11 protein-coding genes are annotated in these 15751 nt (G+C 64.5%); 8 read left to right on the forward strand and 3 right to left on the reverse strand.

Annotation, left to right across the window (positions count from 1 at the left end; all coding sequences use genetic code 11):
- Positions 1 to 11: 11 nt before the first annotated feature.
- A complete protein-coding gene (locus tag C7G41_RS01220; protein WP_106940873.1) occupies positions 12 to 998 on the forward strand; it encodes a glycosyltransferase in 987 nt (328 codons plus the stop codon).
- A 15-nt stretch (positions 999 to 1013) separates the two neighbouring features.
- Here C7G41_RS01220 and C7G41_RS01225 read toward each other — a convergent pair whose 3' ends face one another.
- On the reverse strand, positions 1014 to 2042 hold the full coding sequence (locus C7G41_RS01225; RefSeq protein ID WP_106940874.1) for a glycosyltransferase family 2 protein: 1029 nt from the start codon (positions 2040 to 2042) through the stop codon (positions 1014 to 1016).
- 396 nt (positions 2043 to 2438) lie between these two features.
- Here C7G41_RS01225 and C7G41_RS01230 point away from each other — a divergent pair, with 396 nt between their 5' ends.
- The 4 genes from C7G41_RS01230 (at position 2439) to C7G41_RS01245 (ending at position 7396) form a co-directional block, all read left to right on the forward strand.
- Positions 2439 to 3239, forward strand: a complete 801-nt coding sequence (locus C7G41_RS01230; protein WP_106940875.1) for a bifunctional 2-polyprenyl-6-hydroxyphenol methylase/3-demethylubiquinol 3-O-methyltransferase UbiG — start codon at positions 2439 to 2441, stop codon at positions 3237 to 3239.
- Positions 3240 to 3530: 291 nt separating this feature from the next.
- Entirely contained in the window at positions 3531 to 5906 is a 2376-nt protein-coding gene (locus C7G41_RS01235; protein ID WP_106940876.1) for an exopolysaccharide transport family protein, read from the forward strand.
- Positions 5899 to 6705, forward strand: coding sequence for a WecB/TagA/CpsF family glycosyltransferase (locus C7G41_RS01240; protein WP_106940877.1), 807 nt, complete (start codon positions 5899 to 5901; stop codon positions 6703 to 6705). Before C7G41_RS01235 ends, C7G41_RS01240 begins: the two co-directional genes overlap by 8 nt.
- Positions 6706 to 7054: 349 nt before the next feature.
- Entirely contained in the window at positions 7055 to 7396 is a 342-nt protein-coding gene (locus C7G41_RS01245; protein ID WP_106940878.1) for a hypothetical protein, read from the forward strand.
- Here C7G41_RS01245 and C7G41_RS01250 read toward each other — a convergent pair.
- Positions 7370 to 11485: a GAF domain-containing protein gene (locus C7G41_RS01250; protein WP_106940879.1), complete on the reverse strand. Its 4116-nt coding sequence runs from the start codon at positions 11483 to 11485 to the stop codon at positions 7370 to 7372. The genes C7G41_RS01245 and C7G41_RS01250 overlap by 27 nt on opposite strands.
- 297 nt (positions 11486 to 11782) lie before the next feature.
- Here C7G41_RS01250 and C7G41_RS01255 point away from each other — a divergent pair, with 297 nt between their 5' ends.
- Genes C7G41_RS01255 through C7G41_RS01265 form a run of 3 tightly spaced genes read left to right on the forward strand, consistent with a single transcriptional unit; the run spans position 11783 to position 15025 of the window.
- The gene (locus tag C7G41_RS01255; protein ID WP_106940880.1) at positions 11783 to 12835 is read left to right on the forward strand and encodes an Ldh family oxidoreductase; all 1053 of its coding nucleotides are present in this window, start codon (positions 11783 to 11785) and stop codon (positions 12833 to 12835) included.
- A 21-nt stretch (positions 12836 to 12856) separates the two neighbouring features.
- On the forward strand, positions 12857 to 14224 hold the full coding sequence (locus tag C7G41_RS01260; RefSeq protein WP_106940881.1) for an LLM class flavin-dependent oxidoreductase: 1368 nt from the start codon (positions 12857 to 12859) through the stop codon (positions 14222 to 14224).
- Positions 14225 to 14239: 15 nt separating this feature from the next.
- Entirely contained in the window at positions 14240 to 15025 is a 786-nt protein-coding gene (locus C7G41_RS01265) for a fumarylacetoacetate hydrolase family protein (protein WP_106940882.1), read from the forward strand.
- 155 nt (positions 15026 to 15180) lie between these two features.
- On the opposite strand, the gene C7G41_RS01270 is transcribed toward C7G41_RS01265, so the two are convergent.
- Positions 15181 to 15636 (reverse strand): Lrp/AsnC family transcriptional regulator, encoded by a 456-nt coding sequence (locus C7G41_RS01270; RefSeq protein WP_106940883.1) that lies wholly within the window; start codon positions 15634 to 15636, stop codon positions 15181 to 15183.
- Between the last annotated feature and the right edge of the window lie 115 nt (positions 15637 to 15751).

The following is a 15751-nucleotide window of genomic DNA, read 5'->3' on the forward strand; positions in this document are numbered from 1 at the left end:
CGAGTCTTATCTTGATCACCGCGGAAGAAATTCTCGAATTGCCCGCCACATCACGCGTCGCTCCGGCGGCGCGCGTCCCGCTGCAGGTCGGCTCAAACACATCGGTGTCGGTCGTCATTCCGGCCAAGAATGTTGCGGCCTATATCGGCGAAACCCTCGCCAGCGCGCTGGCGCAAGCCGAGGTCACCGAAGTCATCGTCGTGGACGACGGCTCGACCGATGGCACCACCGCCATCGTCCGTGCCGTTCGTGACCCGCGACTGCGCCTGACGACCAACGGCGCATCCGGCGTATCAGCAGCGCGCAATCTCGGCGCGCAGCATGCGAGTGGCCAATGGCTGCTCTTCCTGGATGCCGACGATCGCCTGCGGCCCGGCGCGGTCGCGGCGCTGCTGGCGGCTGCGCGTGGCGCGCCGCGGGCCGTTCTCGTCTACGGCGACTACAACACGATCGACAGCGAGGGACGGCAGATCGGCCGCCGGGATCTGCTGAAAGGGCGCCGCAAACCGTCCGGCGACGTGCTGGCGCGGCTCGCGGCCGGCAACTTCATCGTCAATGGCGGCATTGCGCTGGCACGTGCAGAGGCCTTCCGCGCCATTGGCGGCTTCGACGTGTCGCTCAGATATTGCGAGGACTGGCACTGCTGGTGCCGCCTTGCCGCGATCGGCGAATTCGAATTTGCGCCAAACCTTCTGCTCGACTACCGCCTGCACACGGCCAACACCATGAACGCGGCGGTGCGGACGCCACAGGATTTCTTTCCGGCGATCGCCCGGGTGTTCGATGACGGGCTGATCATGGCACGACTGCCCGCGGGCATGGCAGCCGGACTGCGCAAGGCCGCCGAGGTTCATCTCGTCACGTATTCGGCGATGCAAGCGGTCCGCTTCGGCAGATATCGCCAGGCCTTCGCCTATCTCGGCATGGTCGGGCGCCGCTCGCTCAAGTCGCTGCCGCGCTCCGCGGTCAGGGTTGCCCTCGCCTGCTTTGGTATTTAGCCCGCCGCCTCGACGTCAGGACGCGATCTTCGAGGCCTCATACGGTTTCGGCTCGATGCCGAACGCAGCGAGCAGCGAGCCGAGCGCGACCATCACGGGATGCATCGCGACGACGGCCTTCGACGATTTCAGCAAGCCGGCCGCGCGCACCAGCGACAGCGGCAGCCTCCCGAGCATCTGCGCAAACACCCACAGTCGCGCCGCCGCGCCCTGCGCGGCCTTGGACTGCACACGATAATTGATCGCGCCGATGCGCAGGCCTCGCTTCACGATCCAGCCGAAACTGGTGCGGCTTTGCGGCACCGTCTCGGTGATGACTGCCTCCGCCGTCCAGTGGAACGTCATGCCGGCATCGCGGCACCGCACGAAGAAATCGCAGTCGCCGCCCCCGAGGAAGTTGAAGCGCGGATCGAAGGCCGGACGGGCGAACCTCTCGAACGCCGCACGCGTGATCAGGCAATTGCCGCAGCCATAGATCAGGGGCACCGCGCCGCTGTAGTCATAGGCGGGACAGAAGACCGGGTGTCGCGAAAGCCAGGGCATGCTGTCGTCCTCGAAGACCGGCAGCACCGGCCCGCCGACCACGTCGGCGCCGGTCGCCTCCGCGGTGCGAACCATCAGCTCGAGCCAATCGGGCGAAGCGATCTCGTCATCGTCGATCATCAGGAACCGGGTCGCGGCGGGAAACAGCGCCAGCGCCGTCTCGAACGCGGCGTTGATCGCCTGGACGTTGCCTTGCCGTTTCTCGACCAGGCAGACGCCCTGAAGCCTGCCATCGGCGAGATATTCCGCGGCCACCGGCGCGCTTTCGCGCCGTACCGTATCGTTCTCGACCATGACGACGGCGAAGGAGCGCGGGGTGCGCTGGTTGGCGAGCGAGTCCAGCGTCAACCGCAGATGCTGCGGGCGGCGGAAGCAGGGGACGCAGACCACGATACCAGCCGACAGGTCGATAATCCGGGAGCTGGCCGCGATCTCCCGGTTGGGATCGCGCACGGCATCCGAGATACGCGTGGCGGACAGGTCTGTCGGGATCAATGTCATGACGTTCTAGATGTCCGAGATAGATTGAAAAAGCCCTGCTTCGATCCCGGGGATCGGCGCCGTCCCGCGACGGCACATCGCCGCGGGACAGGCACGTCCCAAAATGAACGGCCGGCTTGAGTCTCGCGACGTCGCCACATCGCCGATGTTCCGCCATCCATACGCTTAACCGCCTTCGGGTGTTTCTGCTGCGAAACCTCGCGCGCGTGATACTGCAATTCGCGGTCCACCGTGCCGACGGCGGCTGGCGCCGACAATGCCGTAGTTAACGCGCATGCTCATTAACCGGACCGTAAGCACTGCGACGGGTGAAGCGTCGCGGCACCGGATTTGCTCTACGGGTACACGAGATTTTTCCTGTAAATTTAAGTCGAACAAGCGCGGTCAGAAAAAAATATGAACAAGCCAGCCACGATCGATTTCGCGACAGCCACGGCGGTCCAGATTCCCGCGGCCATTGCACACACTCAGGCGCTGCACGATCTCGTCCCCGGTGAAGCCCGCGACAGTCTGCTCGCCGTTCACGACGTGCTGCACCGCGAACTGCCGCAGGGCCAGCTCGCCGCCTACGAAGCCGGAGGCGGCTCGTGCAGCGTACTGCCACCGGAATTGCTGAGCCGGAGCAAGGTCACCGTCGTCGACATCGACGAGGACCAGGTCCGCAACAACAGCTATGCAGACGAAGCGATCCTCGGCGACGTCCAGACCTACCGCTTCGGGCGCGAGACCTTCGATCTGGTGATCTGCTATAATGTGATCGAACATCTTCCCAACGTCGACGCGGCACTCTTGAATTTCCGCGATGCGCTCAAGCGGGGCGGGATGATCCTGATCGGCGCGCCCAATCCGCGCTCGTTGTCCGGGGTCGTCACCAAATACTCGCCGCACTGGTTCCACGTCTGGTTCTACCGGCACATTCGAGGCATCAAGGATGCCGGCTTGCCGGGCGAGCCGCCGTTCCCGACCTTCTTCCATCCCCTGGTGTCGCTGCCGAGGCTCGAAGCGTTCGCCACCGCCCACGGCCTCGAGATGATCTACCGCCGTGAGGTCGAGAGCCCGCGCTATCCCGAGATGCGCCGGCGCAAGCCGCTGTTCGCAGCCCTGGTCGACGCCGGCGCCGCCGTGCTCAACGCCGTGCTCCCGCGCGGGACCGACGTCCGCCGCGGCGACTATCACGTCATTCTGCGGAAAAGCTGACGGCCATGGTGCGCGCGCGGCCGACCGCAAGACCAGCGAGTCCTCGCGGCCACGACGCACGCGGTAACGAACCGTTAATCTCTGAAGGACCGCGGCATCGCACGCGTCACGGCGACGCGTCGAAGAGTGGCATGCGCTTAAACGCTTTGTTTGCCATTTCGGTGAATAGTCCCTCAATGAGTATGGTTAATTTTCCCTGTTGCGTTGAGTGGGCACCTATATCTGGGGTGCGTGGCGTAGAGCGAAGAACAACCCCTCAGCACGCGGCACTTGGAATGAAAGCTGGGGATCATGCTTGACTATAACCAGCCGATCGACCGGGCCAGACCGGAGGCCCCGCAGCAGCGGCCTCAGGCCGGCTTGAACGTGCTGGAGCTCGTCAATTTGCTCTGGCGGCGGAAGATCGCGATTGCCGTTGCCGCGCTGCTCGGTGCGACGCTTGCCGTCACCGTGGGCAAGAGCCTGGCGCCCCGCTACACCGCCACCGCCCAGCTCTATGTCGACCCGCGCGAGCTTCAGCTCGTCGATCGCGAGCTAACGCCTCGCGCGCAGGACGTATCCGGCATGTCGATGGTGGTCGAGAGCCAGGCGCGACTGATCACCTCCAACAGCGTGCTGCTCCAGGTGATCCAGCAGGCTGATCTGGACAAGGACCCCGAATTCGGCGGCGGGGCCGACGGCAAAGGCGTGATGTCGTCGCTGCTCGGCCTGATCGGCCTTCAGCCCCGCGCGCCCTCCGCCACGGAGAAAAAGGAAGTGCAGCTCGCCGCCCTCGAGGCGCTGAACCGGCACATCACGATCCGCAAGACCGAGAAGAGCTTCATCGTCGACATCGAGGTCTGGTCGACCGATCCGGCGAAAGCGGCGATGCTCGCCAACACGCTGACCAGCGCCTACCTCGCGGAATCCCGCAATTCGCAGGCTTCGGCCGCGCGGCGCGCCACCAACGATCTCTCCGGCCGCCTGAAGGAGCTGCGCGAGCGGCTGCGCAACGCCGAGACCGTGCTCGCGACCTACAAGGCGCAGAACAACTTCGTCGGCACTCAGGACGCGCTGATCAGCGATCAGCAGCTCTCCGCCAGCAACCAGCGGCTTTCCGCCGCACGCGCCGCGACGATGGACGCGCAGGCGCGGCTTGACCAGATCGAGGCGAGCCGACGCACCACGGCAGATGCGGGCGCGAACTCCGAGGCGCTGCAATCGCCGACCATCGCGAACCTGCGCGCGCAATATGCCGACGCGCGCAAGAAATATGCGGAGCAGGCCGGCGAGCTCGGCCCGCGTCATCCGGCGCTGCGTCAGACCGAGAAGCAGGTCGAAGATCTCAAGCGCACCATCAACGAAGAGATCGACCGCTTCGCCCAGTCCGCCAAGAACGATTTGACGCGCGCCCGCGACTTTCAAGCCTCGCTCAGCCGGGCGCTGGAGGCGCAGAAGCGGCAGAGCGTCCAGCTCAGCCAGGCCGCCGTGCGTTTGCGCGAGCTCGAGCGTGAAGCCGATGCCAGCCGTGACGTCTATCAATCCTTCCTCAAGCGCTCGCGCGAGACCGAGGAGCAGGAGACGCTGAACACCTCGGCGGCTCGAATCATCGGCGAAGCGACGGTGCCGCAGCGGCGCTCGTTCCCGCCGGCGATGAGCCTGTTCGCCATGATCGGTTTCATCTTCGGCGCGATCGCTGCATCGAGCTGGTTCGTCGCGGCTGAACTGCTGTTCGCCGGTGCGTCCGTGCCGGCACCGGCGCCGGCCCGTCCCAATCGCACTCCATTGCCGCAAGCTCCGCGAGCCCCAGCGCCTTCGCGGGCGCCGGAGACCACCCGGCCCCAGCCGGTCTCGCGAGCCCCGGAAGTCGCGGAGGCACTGCCGGAACTCGCCGCCCCGCCGCTGCAACCTTCGATGGTCGAGAAGCCCCTGATCGAAAAGCCGCTGATCGCGCGCCTCCAGGAGGCCGACGTCATTCATACGCTCGGTGCCATTCTCGCCACCGGCGGCGGCATCGACCTCACCCGGCTGGGCTGGCCGACGCTGCGCCCCGGCTTTCCACTGACGACGCTGCTCAACGCCTGGCGCGACATGCGCGCTACGGCGGCCCGGCGCGCTGGTGGAAAGACAATGCCGGTCATCGCGCTCGTCGGTGCCAGCGAAACCACCGGGCGCAGCGTGACCGCGCTGAATTTCGCGCTCGCGGCCGCGCGCGACGGCGCCCGGGTGCTGATGATCGATGCCGACCATCAGGCGCACTCGCTCTCGAACAAGGTCAGCCGTCCCGGGAAGAGCGAGCCGAGCAAGGTCGGATGGCTTTCGATCGGCAGCAAGGCCGCGCGCGAGATCAAGACCCTCAACGGCATCTCGGTATTGCCGGCCGCCGAACGCGACGCAGGCAAAGCCGCTGATGCCATCCGCAAGGCCATCGAGCAGGCGCGCTCCTCCGGCGGCTATGACCTTGTGATCCTCGACGGCCCCGCGGCGCCACTCACGGCCGGCAGCCGTAAGCTGCTCGATGATGCCGACGCGCTGGTGGCGGTGCTGCCGACCAGCCTCGACATCAACGACGGCCTGGAAGAGATATTGAGCACGCTCGGCCGCGCCGAGCGCAAGCTCGTCGGGGTCGTGCTCGACGAGCTCACTCCTATGGCCCAAGCTCGCCAGCGAGGCAGACAATATGCTTGAGCGCCGCATCAATCTCGATGGCCGGGCCGCAACCGCCGACGTGCCGCGGATCACCATCGGCGGCCTTCGCATGGCCGCGCTCGACCTGGAAGCAACCGCAGATTTCATGATCGAGGCGACCGATCCGCGCCATCGCATCGGCCGTCCGCTGCACCTGACCTCGGCCAATGGCGAGGTGCTGGCGCGGTGCTCGACCGAACCGGAGACCGAGCGCCTGTTCCGCGGCGCCGACCTCATCAACGCCGATGGTCAGCCGCTGGTGGCGGCGTCCAGGCTGCAATCCTGGTTTCCGCTGCCCGAGCGCGTCGCCACGACGGACCTGTTTCACGTCGTCGCGCGCAAGGCTGAAGCGGTCGGCCGCACCTTCTACATGTTCGGCGCCAGCGAGGATGAAAACGCCGCTGCGGTCGAGAACGTGCGGAAGATGTATCCAAACCTCAAGATCGTCGGCTACAGCCACGGTTATCTCCGTGGCGATGCGCTGCGCGCGAAGGTCGACGAGATCAACGCGCTGGCGCCGGATTATCTCTGGGTTGCGCTGGGCGTGCCAAACGAGCAGGCGTTCGTCGAGGAATTCACCCCGCATCTCACCAATGTCGGCGTCATCAAGACATCCGGCGGCCTATTCAACTTCTTGTCGGGAAGCCGCTCGCGCGCGCCGCGATGGATGCAGAAGATTGGGCTGGAATGGGCCTGGCGCACCTTGCTCGAGCCTCGCCGCCTGTTCTGGCGCTATTTGACCACCAACCCCCGCGCGATCTATCTGCTGTTCAGCCGCAATCGGCCCTTCAATCGCTGAGCAGGCAACGACATGACCGACCGACAGTCCTCGTGACGCGAGGCGCGGGCTATATCGGCTCGCACGCGTGCCGCGCCCAGACCGCCGCCGGTTATCAGCCCCGCCTGCGCTATTTCAACGCCAGAGCCGCCGGTATTGCGCCTTGCGGGCCGGGCTCATAAGCGGCTAAAGAGGCTGTCACAGTCGGCGTCGGCACCTTTCCCGGCCGCCGCATGTTTTTGTATGGCTGCCGACACAAGCGGCACAATCGGCTCAGCCAACAGCGCGAGCCAGCTTTTCACAGCGAAGGCCACGATCGAGTCCGCGCATCGGCCTGCTTTCAGGCGCGACCCAAGGGAGCACGGAACGAATGCATCAGGCCGCAAGCCTGCAATTCGAGCGCATGATGGACGAGTTCGTCCTCTGGCATGCCGTGCCGGAGAACGAACGATCGCCGGCGCCTGCCTGGTGGTGGGGACCGGCGATGGCGGTGTTGGACGCGCATGAGCCGATGCGACAGGCCTGGTGTCGTGCGCTCGGCCTCGGCGACAGCTCGAGCTTTGCGGAAGGAGCAAATGTCCTTATCACGCTCTTCGCCGAACAAACCTCGCTCCCGTGGCCGGATGATTTTCCACGCAAGGTGGAGATAAGAGACGAGGACGTCCGCGAGCTGCACCCGCAGCCGTCAGACGACAGCGCTTTTCAACCGTAGCGCCGCGGCATCGGTCGCGGCATGGTCCAGCTCCGGCTGAAGCGGCGGCGCGTAGGGCGGCACCATCGGCCGCAGCAGCTCGGCCATCTGCCGCGCCGGAACGGGCTTGGAGATCAGGAAACCTTGCATCTCGTCACAGCCATGGGCGCGCAGGAAGGTCTCCTGCTCGACGTTCTCGACGCCTTCGGCGACCACGGTCATACCGAGCGCCTTGCCCATGCTGATGATCGCCTGCGCGATTGCCTGATCCTCCGCATCCTGCGGCAAGTCGCGCACGAAGGAGCGGTCGATCTTGATGGTGTCGATCGGGAAATGTTTCATCAGCGACATCGACGAATAGCCGGTGCCGAAATCGTCGATGGCCAGGCGAATGCCGCGGCTCTGGATGGCGTCGAGCACCTTGATCGCACGTCCGACATTGCGCATCATCATGCTCTCGGTGACTTCGAGCTGGAGCAGCACCGGGGACATGCCGCTTGCAGCGAGCGCCTCGTCGACGTCCTGTAACAGATGCGCGTCGACGAACTGGCGCGGCGACAGGTTTACCGCCATCGACACCGGCAACAGGCCGCGCCGCTGCCAGGCCATGGCCTGGGCACAGGCCTCCTTCATCACCCAGCGGCCGATCGGCACGATCAGTCCGGTTTCCTCCGCGAGCGGGATGAACTGTGCCGGCGAGATATTGCCGAGATCGGGATGCGCCCAGCGCAACAGCGCTTCCACGCCGGTGATCTGGCCGGTCACCATGTCCACCTTGGGCTGGTAGTTCAGCGAGAACTGCTCCCGCTCCAGCGCCCGGCGCAGGGCACTTTCGAGCGAGAGTCGCTCGATCGACTGCGTCTTCACTTCCTGCGAGAAGAAGCGATAGCCGTTCTTGCCGTCCTCCTTGGCGAGATACATCGCCATGTCGGCGTTCTTGGTCAGCGTCTGCACGTCGGAGCCGTTGGTCGGATACATCGCGATGCCGATCGAGGCCGTGGTGTGGCACTCGTGTCCCGCCAGCTCCATGGGCTCGGCAAGGGCCGTCAACAGCCCGGTCGCAATGCGCTGGACGTCATCGATCTCGCCGCATTGATCGAGGATCACCACGAACTCGTCGCCGCCGAGCCGCGCCACCACGTCGCTTGCGCGCAGCGCACCACGCAGCCGATTGGCCACTTCGAGCAGGAGCAGATCGCCGGCCTCGTGACCCAGCGAATCGTTGATGACCTTGAAACGGTCGAGGTCGATGAACAGCACCGCAAAGCGGTGATCGTGGCGCTGCGCTGCGTCGATCGCCTCATGCAGCAGCCCGTTGAACGTCTCCCGGTTCGGCAGGTCGGTCAGGCTGTCGTGCGAAGCGAGGTACTCGATTCGCTCGTCCGCCTCGTTTTTCTCGTCGGCCCGGTCGAAATTCTCCATCGCGAAGGAGACGTTGTCGGCGAGGCGCTGCAGCAGCTCGACGAACTCGGCCGTGAAGGTGCCCGGTTCGGTCGACATGTAGATCATGACGCCGACGGCCTGATCGTGCGCGACGAGCGGAAAAGCCGCGCCCGACCGCGCGCCGTCGTTGCGGACGATGGTATGAAAGGCGCGAACGCGATCGTCGTTGAGATAGTCGTTGCTGATGCAGGGCTGGCGGGTACGGAACGCCGTGCCGCTCATTCCGCGCCCCTCGGGACGCTCGGGGTCGATTGACAGGCGGACATTGCGCGTGGTGTCAGACGATGGTCCGGCGCTCGACACGATCTCCAGCTGGTCGCTGTCGGCCCTCGCCAGCGCAATGGTCGTCGATGTGAACTTGGCGCCGTTCGATGCGGCGAGACAGACGAGGTCGAACAGTTCGGCGCGCGACTTCGCCCGCATGATCGCCTCGTTGGTCGCGCTCAGCGCCGCAAACATGCGAGCCAGGCGCTCCGTCCGCACCTCGTTGCGGGCCTTTTCCTCGGCGCGATCGAAATTATCGAGTGCAAACGAGACGTTCTCGGCGAGGCGCCCGAGCAGCTCGACCATATCTGGTGTGAACGTATTCTCTTCCGGCGCGAGGAAAAGCAGAATGCCGATGGGCTCCTGACCCGCGCGCAGCAGCGGGAAGCTGGCAGCGGCTCGCGTCCCATCTTCGGTAGCCTTGGAATGCCAATGCGCCGATCTGGGGTCGTGGAGATAGTCGTTGATCACACTGGGCCGCCGCGTGCGCAACGACGTTCCGATGATCCCCTGTCCCTCGGGATGATCGGGAGCGAGGTTGCAGGTACGTCCAACCATTCGCTCCTGGAGCCGTCCCTTGACTGCCACGACGTGAACCAGCTCACGTTTTTCGTCCACGATTCCGATGGTCGCCGATGCGAAGACCCCGCCGAGCACGGCCGCCTGACACGCGACCTCGAACAGCTCCTCGCGCGTCTTGGCGCGCATGATGGCTTCGTTCGTGGCGCTCAGCGCCTCGAACATGCCGCTCAACCTGCCACGCTGCTTGTCGGCCTTCGCCTTCTCGTCGGCGCGGTCGAAATTCTCCAGCGCGAAGGCGACGTTGGCCTGAAGCTTACGCAGCAATTCGATGAATTCGCCAGTGAAGGTGTGGCGTTCGGGGGAGTTGAACAGGAATACGCCCTCGATGCGGTCGCCGTTGAACAGCGGCAGCGCCGCAGAGGACGCGATCCCGTTGCGGCGGGCGCTTGACTGCCAGGGCTTGATGCGGTCGTCGGCGAGCACGTCGTTGCTGACGGCGGGCTGACCCGTGCGGAAGGCGGTGCCGGTCAGCCCGCGGCCTTCAGGCACTTGGTCGGAGGTGGAGAATTTGAAGGTGCGGACCTGATCTGCATTCGGTCCGTAGCAGGCGACGACGCGCAACAGCTCGGCGCGATCGTCGGCGAGCGCAATCGTAGCCGAGGTGAACTTTGCACCCTTGGCCGTCGCCTCGCAGACCAAATCGAACAATTCTGAGCGCGACCGCGCGCGCAGGATCGCCTCGTTGGTGGCGCTCAGCGCCGCGTACATGCGGGCCAGGCGTTCTTCTTCCGCGGCGATCCTGGCATTGTCGGCCGCGCGCCCGAAATTCTCGAGCGCGAAGGAGACGTTCTCAGCCATCCGCAGCAGGAGCGCGACGATCTCCTCATCCTTGGCCCAGGACCGGCTGATGAAGAACAAGAGCACGCCGACACTTTCGCCGTGCCTGATCAGCGGTGCAACCACGCACGCGGCAACGCCGGTGTTGATTTTGGCCTGTTCCCACGGCGAGCCCTTGGTACGACTGGCGAGATCGTCTTCGACGATGGCCTTCTGCGTCCGGAACACCTCGCCGGATATGCCGTTGCCATAGGGGCTTTCCGGATCGATCGAGTAGCGCGCCTGGGTGACCAGCTCGAGGTTCTCTCCGGTGGAGGCGACCGGGATCATCCAGTGCGAGTCCGGCTCGCGGAGCAGAACGATGGTCGCCAGCGACTTGCCGCCATGGACAGAGGCGTCGCACACGAGCTGGTACAGCTCCCGCTCGGTCTTGGCGCGCAGGATGGCTTCGTTGGTCGCGCTGATGGCGCCGAACATGCGGTTGAGCCGGCGCGTCGCCCGCTCACCGGTCTGCCGTGCGCTCTCTCGCCGGAAAATGTCCAGTGCGTAGGAAATGTTGGCCGACATGCGCTCGAACAGCGACACCATCTGCTCATTCAGCGAGCCGGCCTCGCGGCGGGTCACAAAGAGCACGCCGACACTCTTGCCGTTGCAGAGCAGCGGCAGCGCCGCAGCAGCGCCGATCTGGGCCGCGGCCGCGCCCGCGCGCCACGCCAGCGAGCGCGGATCGTTCAGATAATCGTTGCTGACGCACAGTTTCTGATTGCGAAATGCTTCGCCGCCGACGCCCGATCCTTCGGCTGTGCCGGCTTCCGTCGTAATCATGATGGAGCGCAGCCGCGGAATGTCGTCGCCACAGCCGGCCGCAAATTGCAATCGCCGGCCATCCGGTCCCATCAGAAACACTGCAACAGCCAAAAAATCCCCGCTCGAAAAGCCGGCGTCGCAGACCTTCTGGTACAGCTCGTCCGGCGATTTCGCGTAGAGGATCGCTTCGTTGATGGCGCTCAACGCCGCAAAGGTGCGCGCGAGTGTCGTCGTCACGATCTCAGCTCCCGGGCAATTTCTGCCTTTTTTTCCCGGATGACGTTATGACCGGCGAGCGCCTAAGTGCTCGTTATTGCGCGCTGCAAACCGTCCATCAAAGTGAACGAGCTGCGAACGACCGGCGCCAAACTGTCGAAAATACCGCCGCGCGGGACGAATCTTGGCCCAACAGCGCGTTCTCGCTACGAATTTGCAGCCCTGTATTGGTTTACGGGAGATTGATATCGCAGCCGCGCTTTGAGACCATGGCTCCCAACAAGCAGCCTGTTAAGGGCACGATGCCGGGGAAACGCCATGCCGATCGTCCAGGCCGACCGCCTCACGCGCATCAGCGCCGCGCTGCTTCGTGCCGCCGGAGCTTCCGAGGAAGAGGCCGACGCGGTCGCAAGCGGCTGCGTCAACGCCAATCTCGCCGGCCACGATTCCCACGGCGTAATCGCGGTCTCCACCTATATCGACCGGATCAAGGCCGGGCACATCGTTCCCGGCGCAAAATGGACCATCGTCCAGGAATCGCCGACCACGACCGTGATCGACGGCCATTGGGGTTTTGGTTTTCACGTCAACGCCAAGGCGATGGCGCTGACGATCGAGAAGGCGAAGACGGCGAATGTCGCCGCCTGCACCGTGTTCCGGCAAAGCCATGTCGGCCGCCTCGCTGCCTATCCGCTGATGGCGATGCGCGAAGGCATGATCGGGATCGCAACGGCGGATTCCGGCCGCTCGCCGAAACACGTGGCGCCGTTCGGCGGCAAGGAGGCACGGCTCGGCACTAATCCGATCTCGATTGCGGTGCCGTCCGATCTCGATGCGCCCTTCTACCTGGACATGGCGACCTCTGCGGTCGCGGCCGGCAAGATCCAGCTCGCGGTCGCACGGGACGAGGAGATTCCGAGGGGATGGATCATCGATGCCGAAGGACGCCACACCACCGATCCGACCCAATACCGCAAGGGCGGCGCGCTGCTGCCGCTAGGCGGAAGCGAGGGCTACAAGGGCAGCGGCCTCGCCGCGATGGTCGAGGTGCTGTGCGGCCTGCTCACCGGCCTCGGTTTCGGCGTCGAACCCACGGGCCGGCACAATGACGGCTGCTTCATGGCCGTGTTCAACGTCGCCGCGTTTCGCCCGCTGCAGGACTTCAAGCGCGAGGTCGCCGAGTTTGCACACTATCTCAAATCGACCCCGCCGTCCGAGGGCAGCAAGGGCGTGTTCTATCCCGGTGAGATCGAGGGCGTGCGCGAGCAGCAGCGCCGACGCGATGGCATCGAGATCGAGGATGCGACCTGGGAAAAGCTGCGCGCGCTGGCGCGCGAGTACAGGCTGGATACGGTCCTCGATCTGGCCTGATGGAATTCGGAGAACAGCAGCATGACGCGGCAGATGGTACTGGTCGGCTTCCTTCAGGCCCAGAACTGCACGAATTTGCCGAGTTCGTGGCGACATCCGGATTCGCGCGACGATTCGATGTCGGCGGACTATTATCAGGAGATCGCCAAAATCCTCGAAGCCGGCAAGTTCCACATGGCCTTCTTCGACGACCGGCTGGCGATGCCGGACCGCTACGGCAACGATCACGCCCACACCGTCGAATACGGCATCCGCTGCGTGAAGATGGATCCCCTGATCGTGCTGACGACGATGGGCATGGTTACGGAGAAGCTCGGGTTGGGGGCTACCGGTTCGACGACTTATTTCGAACCTTTCGACATCGCCCGCCGCTTCGCAACGCTCGACCTGATGTCCGGCGGACGCGCCGGGTGGAACGTCGTCACCTCGCTCAACGACGGCGAAGCACACAACATGGGGCGCGACTCTCATCCCGAACATGATTCCCGCTACGACAAGGCCGACGAATTCATGGAGGTCGTGCTCGGCCATTGGGACACCTGGGAGGACGGCGCGCTCATCATGGACAAGACGAGCGGCCGCTTCGCCGATCCAGCCAAGGTGAAGCGGCTCGATCACAAGGGTCCATTCTACAAGTCCCGCGGTCCCTTCACGGTGCCGCGCTCCGACCAGGGCCATCCCGTGATCATCCAGGCTGGCGCGTCCGGCCGCGGGCAACGCTTTGCAGGACGCTGGGGCGAAGTGATCTTTACCGCTGCACGCAACCTCGCCGCCGCCAAGGAAGGCTATGCGTCCGTGCGTAACGAGGCCGCGAAAGCCGGTCGCGATCCGGAGGCGATGTTCCTCTGCAACCTGACGACACCCGTCTGCGCCGCGAGCAAAGCCGAGGCCGAAGACAGAATGGCGCTGATCAACAAGCTGCCGCTGCAGATCGACGCGCTGTCGCTGCTGGCAGAAGCGCTCAACTACGACTTCGCCTCCAAGGATCTCGACGAGCCGCTGACGACGGAAGAGTTGAAGAGCATGCAGGGCATTCTGGGCATCCGGGACGGCGTGCTCAAGAACTCCGGAAAGAGCAATCCGAGCGCGCGCGACTTCGTCACCTTCTCCGGCCGCGGTCAGGTCCAGGATGCGATGGTTGGCGGTCCCAAGGAGATCGCGGACAAGCTCGAAGAGATGTTCGTCGAGCGCGGCTGCGACGGCTTCGTCATCGCAGCGACCTATGTGCCCGGCTCCTATGCCGATTTCGTGCAACATATCGTCCCGGAATTACAGCGGCGCGGATTGTTCCAGAAGGAGTATCGCGGCAAGACGCTGCGGGAAAATCTCGGGCTCAAGCGGCCGGCTGCCGGCGACTGGAAAGTGCAGCCGCGCGATGCCGCGGAATAACAACGGAGACACGGCATGCGCTGGCTGAAATTCACCGCCGCGGACAAAACGTCCTGGGGAATCGTCGAGGGCGATCAGGTCATCGCGGTCGACGGCGATCCCTTCGGCGAATGGCAACGCACCTCGCGCACGCATCCGCTCTCACAGGTCAAGATCGAGCTGCCGCTGATTCCGCGCACCTTCTACTGCGTCGGCCTGAACTACCTGAAGCATCTGAAGGAGGCCGCCGACAAGCGCGGCGAGGTGCCGGCGGTGCCGGACAGACCCGAGATCGGTTATCGCGCCCAGAATGCGCTGATCGCCCATGGCGAGGAGGTCGTCATCCCGTCCTTTGCGACGGACAAGATCCATTACGAAGGCGAGCTCGTCGTGGTCATCGGCAAGAAGGTGAAGCATCTCACCAAACAGAACGCGATGGATTGCGTCTTCGGCTACACCATCGGAAACGACGTCAGCGAGCGGAGCTGGCAGAAGGCCGACCGCAGCCTCTGGCGCTCGAAGAATGCCGACACGTTCAAGCCGATGGGCCCGTGGATCGAGACCGAAGCCGACCTCGACAAGATGGAAACGATCGTCCGGGTCAACGGCAAGGAGACCAACCGCTTCCACACCAACGACATGATCTTTGGCGTTGTGCCGTTCCTGGTCGAGCTGAGCAAATACTTTACGTTATGGCCGGGCGACGTGATCTGGATGGGAACGGATGGTGCCTCGCCTGACATCACGCACGGCGACGTCGTGGAGATCGACATCACCGGCATCGGCACGCTGATGAACAGGTTCGTCCGGGAAGAGCGGTAGCCCACGTTGCACCAACAGTGTCGTCCCGGCGAAAGCCGGGACCCATGCGCCGCAGCAGATGTTTTGATTAGGACTCGTCGTTACGGCTTCACAAAGACAATTGGCATTCGTGGTTATGGGTCCCGGCCTTCGCCGGGACGACGAAGCGCTGCTTCTCAAAACGGCAGGGCCACGCCCGTCTTGATCTCTTTCAGCACGACATTGCTTCTCACATAGCGAATGCCGGGAATGCGGAACATGAAGTCGTCGAGGAATCTGTTGTAGGCTGCCATGTCCTCCACGACGACGCGCAAATGGTAATCGGCATCGCCGGTGGTCGCAAAGCACTCCAGCACCTCACGCCGCGTGGTCACCCGCGCGACGAACTCGTCGACGAATTTTGCGTCGTGCCGCTCCAGCGAGACGTGGAGGATCGCGGACATCGCAAAGCCAGCCTGCTCGCGCGCGACCAGGGCCGCATAGCCCTGGATCGCACCGCTCTCCTCCAGCGCGCGCACCCGGCGCCAGCATGCCGAGGTCGACATGCCGACCGCGTCGGCGAGCTGCTGGTTGGTGGCGCGGCCGTCCTTCTGAAGGAAAGCGAGAATCCGCGCGTCCTGGTCTTCGATCATGGATGCCGCCAAAATGGATTATTCCACCTCTCTGTAGATCACATCGGATAACTCTACCATAACAAGCCTGTTACTCGGAAAAATAGGTAAGACCTACCAGTGGCCCAGGCCTACC

The organism is Bradyrhizobium sp. MOS002, assembly GCF_003020115.1.
Lineage (GTDB): Bacteria > Pseudomonadota > Alphaproteobacteria > Rhizobiales > Xanthobacteraceae > Bradyrhizobium.

Excerpts from the sequence above, each read along its gene's own strand:
- C7G41_RS01225 (WP_106940874.1), bottom strand. The coding sequence starts at position 2,042 with ATGACATTGATCCCGACAGACCTGTCCGCCACGCGTATCTCGGATGCC.
- C7G41_RS01230 (WP_106940875.1), top strand. The coding sequence starts at position 2,439 with ATGAACAAGCCAGCCACGATCGATTTCGCGACAGCCACGGCGGTCCAG.
- C7G41_RS01235 (WP_106940876.1), top strand. The coding sequence starts at position 3,531 with ATGCTTGACTATAACCAGCCGATCGACCGGGCCAGACCGGAGGCCCCG.
- C7G41_RS01240 (WP_106940877.1), top strand. The coding sequence starts at position 5,899 with ATGCTTGAGCGCCGCATCAATCTCGATGGCCGGGCCGCAACCGCCGAC.
- C7G41_RS01245 (WP_106940878.1), top strand. The coding sequence starts at position 7,055 with ATGCATCAGGCCGCAAGCCTGCAATTCGAGCGCATGATGGACGAGTTC.
- C7G41_RS01255 (WP_106940880.1), top strand. The coding sequence starts at position 11,783 with ATGCCGATCGTCCAGGCCGACCGCCTCACGCGCATCAGCGCCGCGCTG.
- C7G41_RS01260 (WP_106940881.1), top strand. The coding sequence starts at position 12,857 with ATGACGCGGCAGATGGTACTGGTCGGCTTCCTTCAGGCCCAGAACTGC.
- C7G41_RS01265 (WP_106940882.1), top strand. The coding sequence starts at position 14,240 with ATGCGCTGGCTGAAATTCACCGCCGCGGACAAAACGTCCTGGGGAATC.
- C7G41_RS01270 (WP_106940883.1), bottom strand. The coding sequence starts at position 15,636 with ATGATCGAAGACCAGGACGCGCGGATTCTCGCTTTCCTTCAGAAGGAC.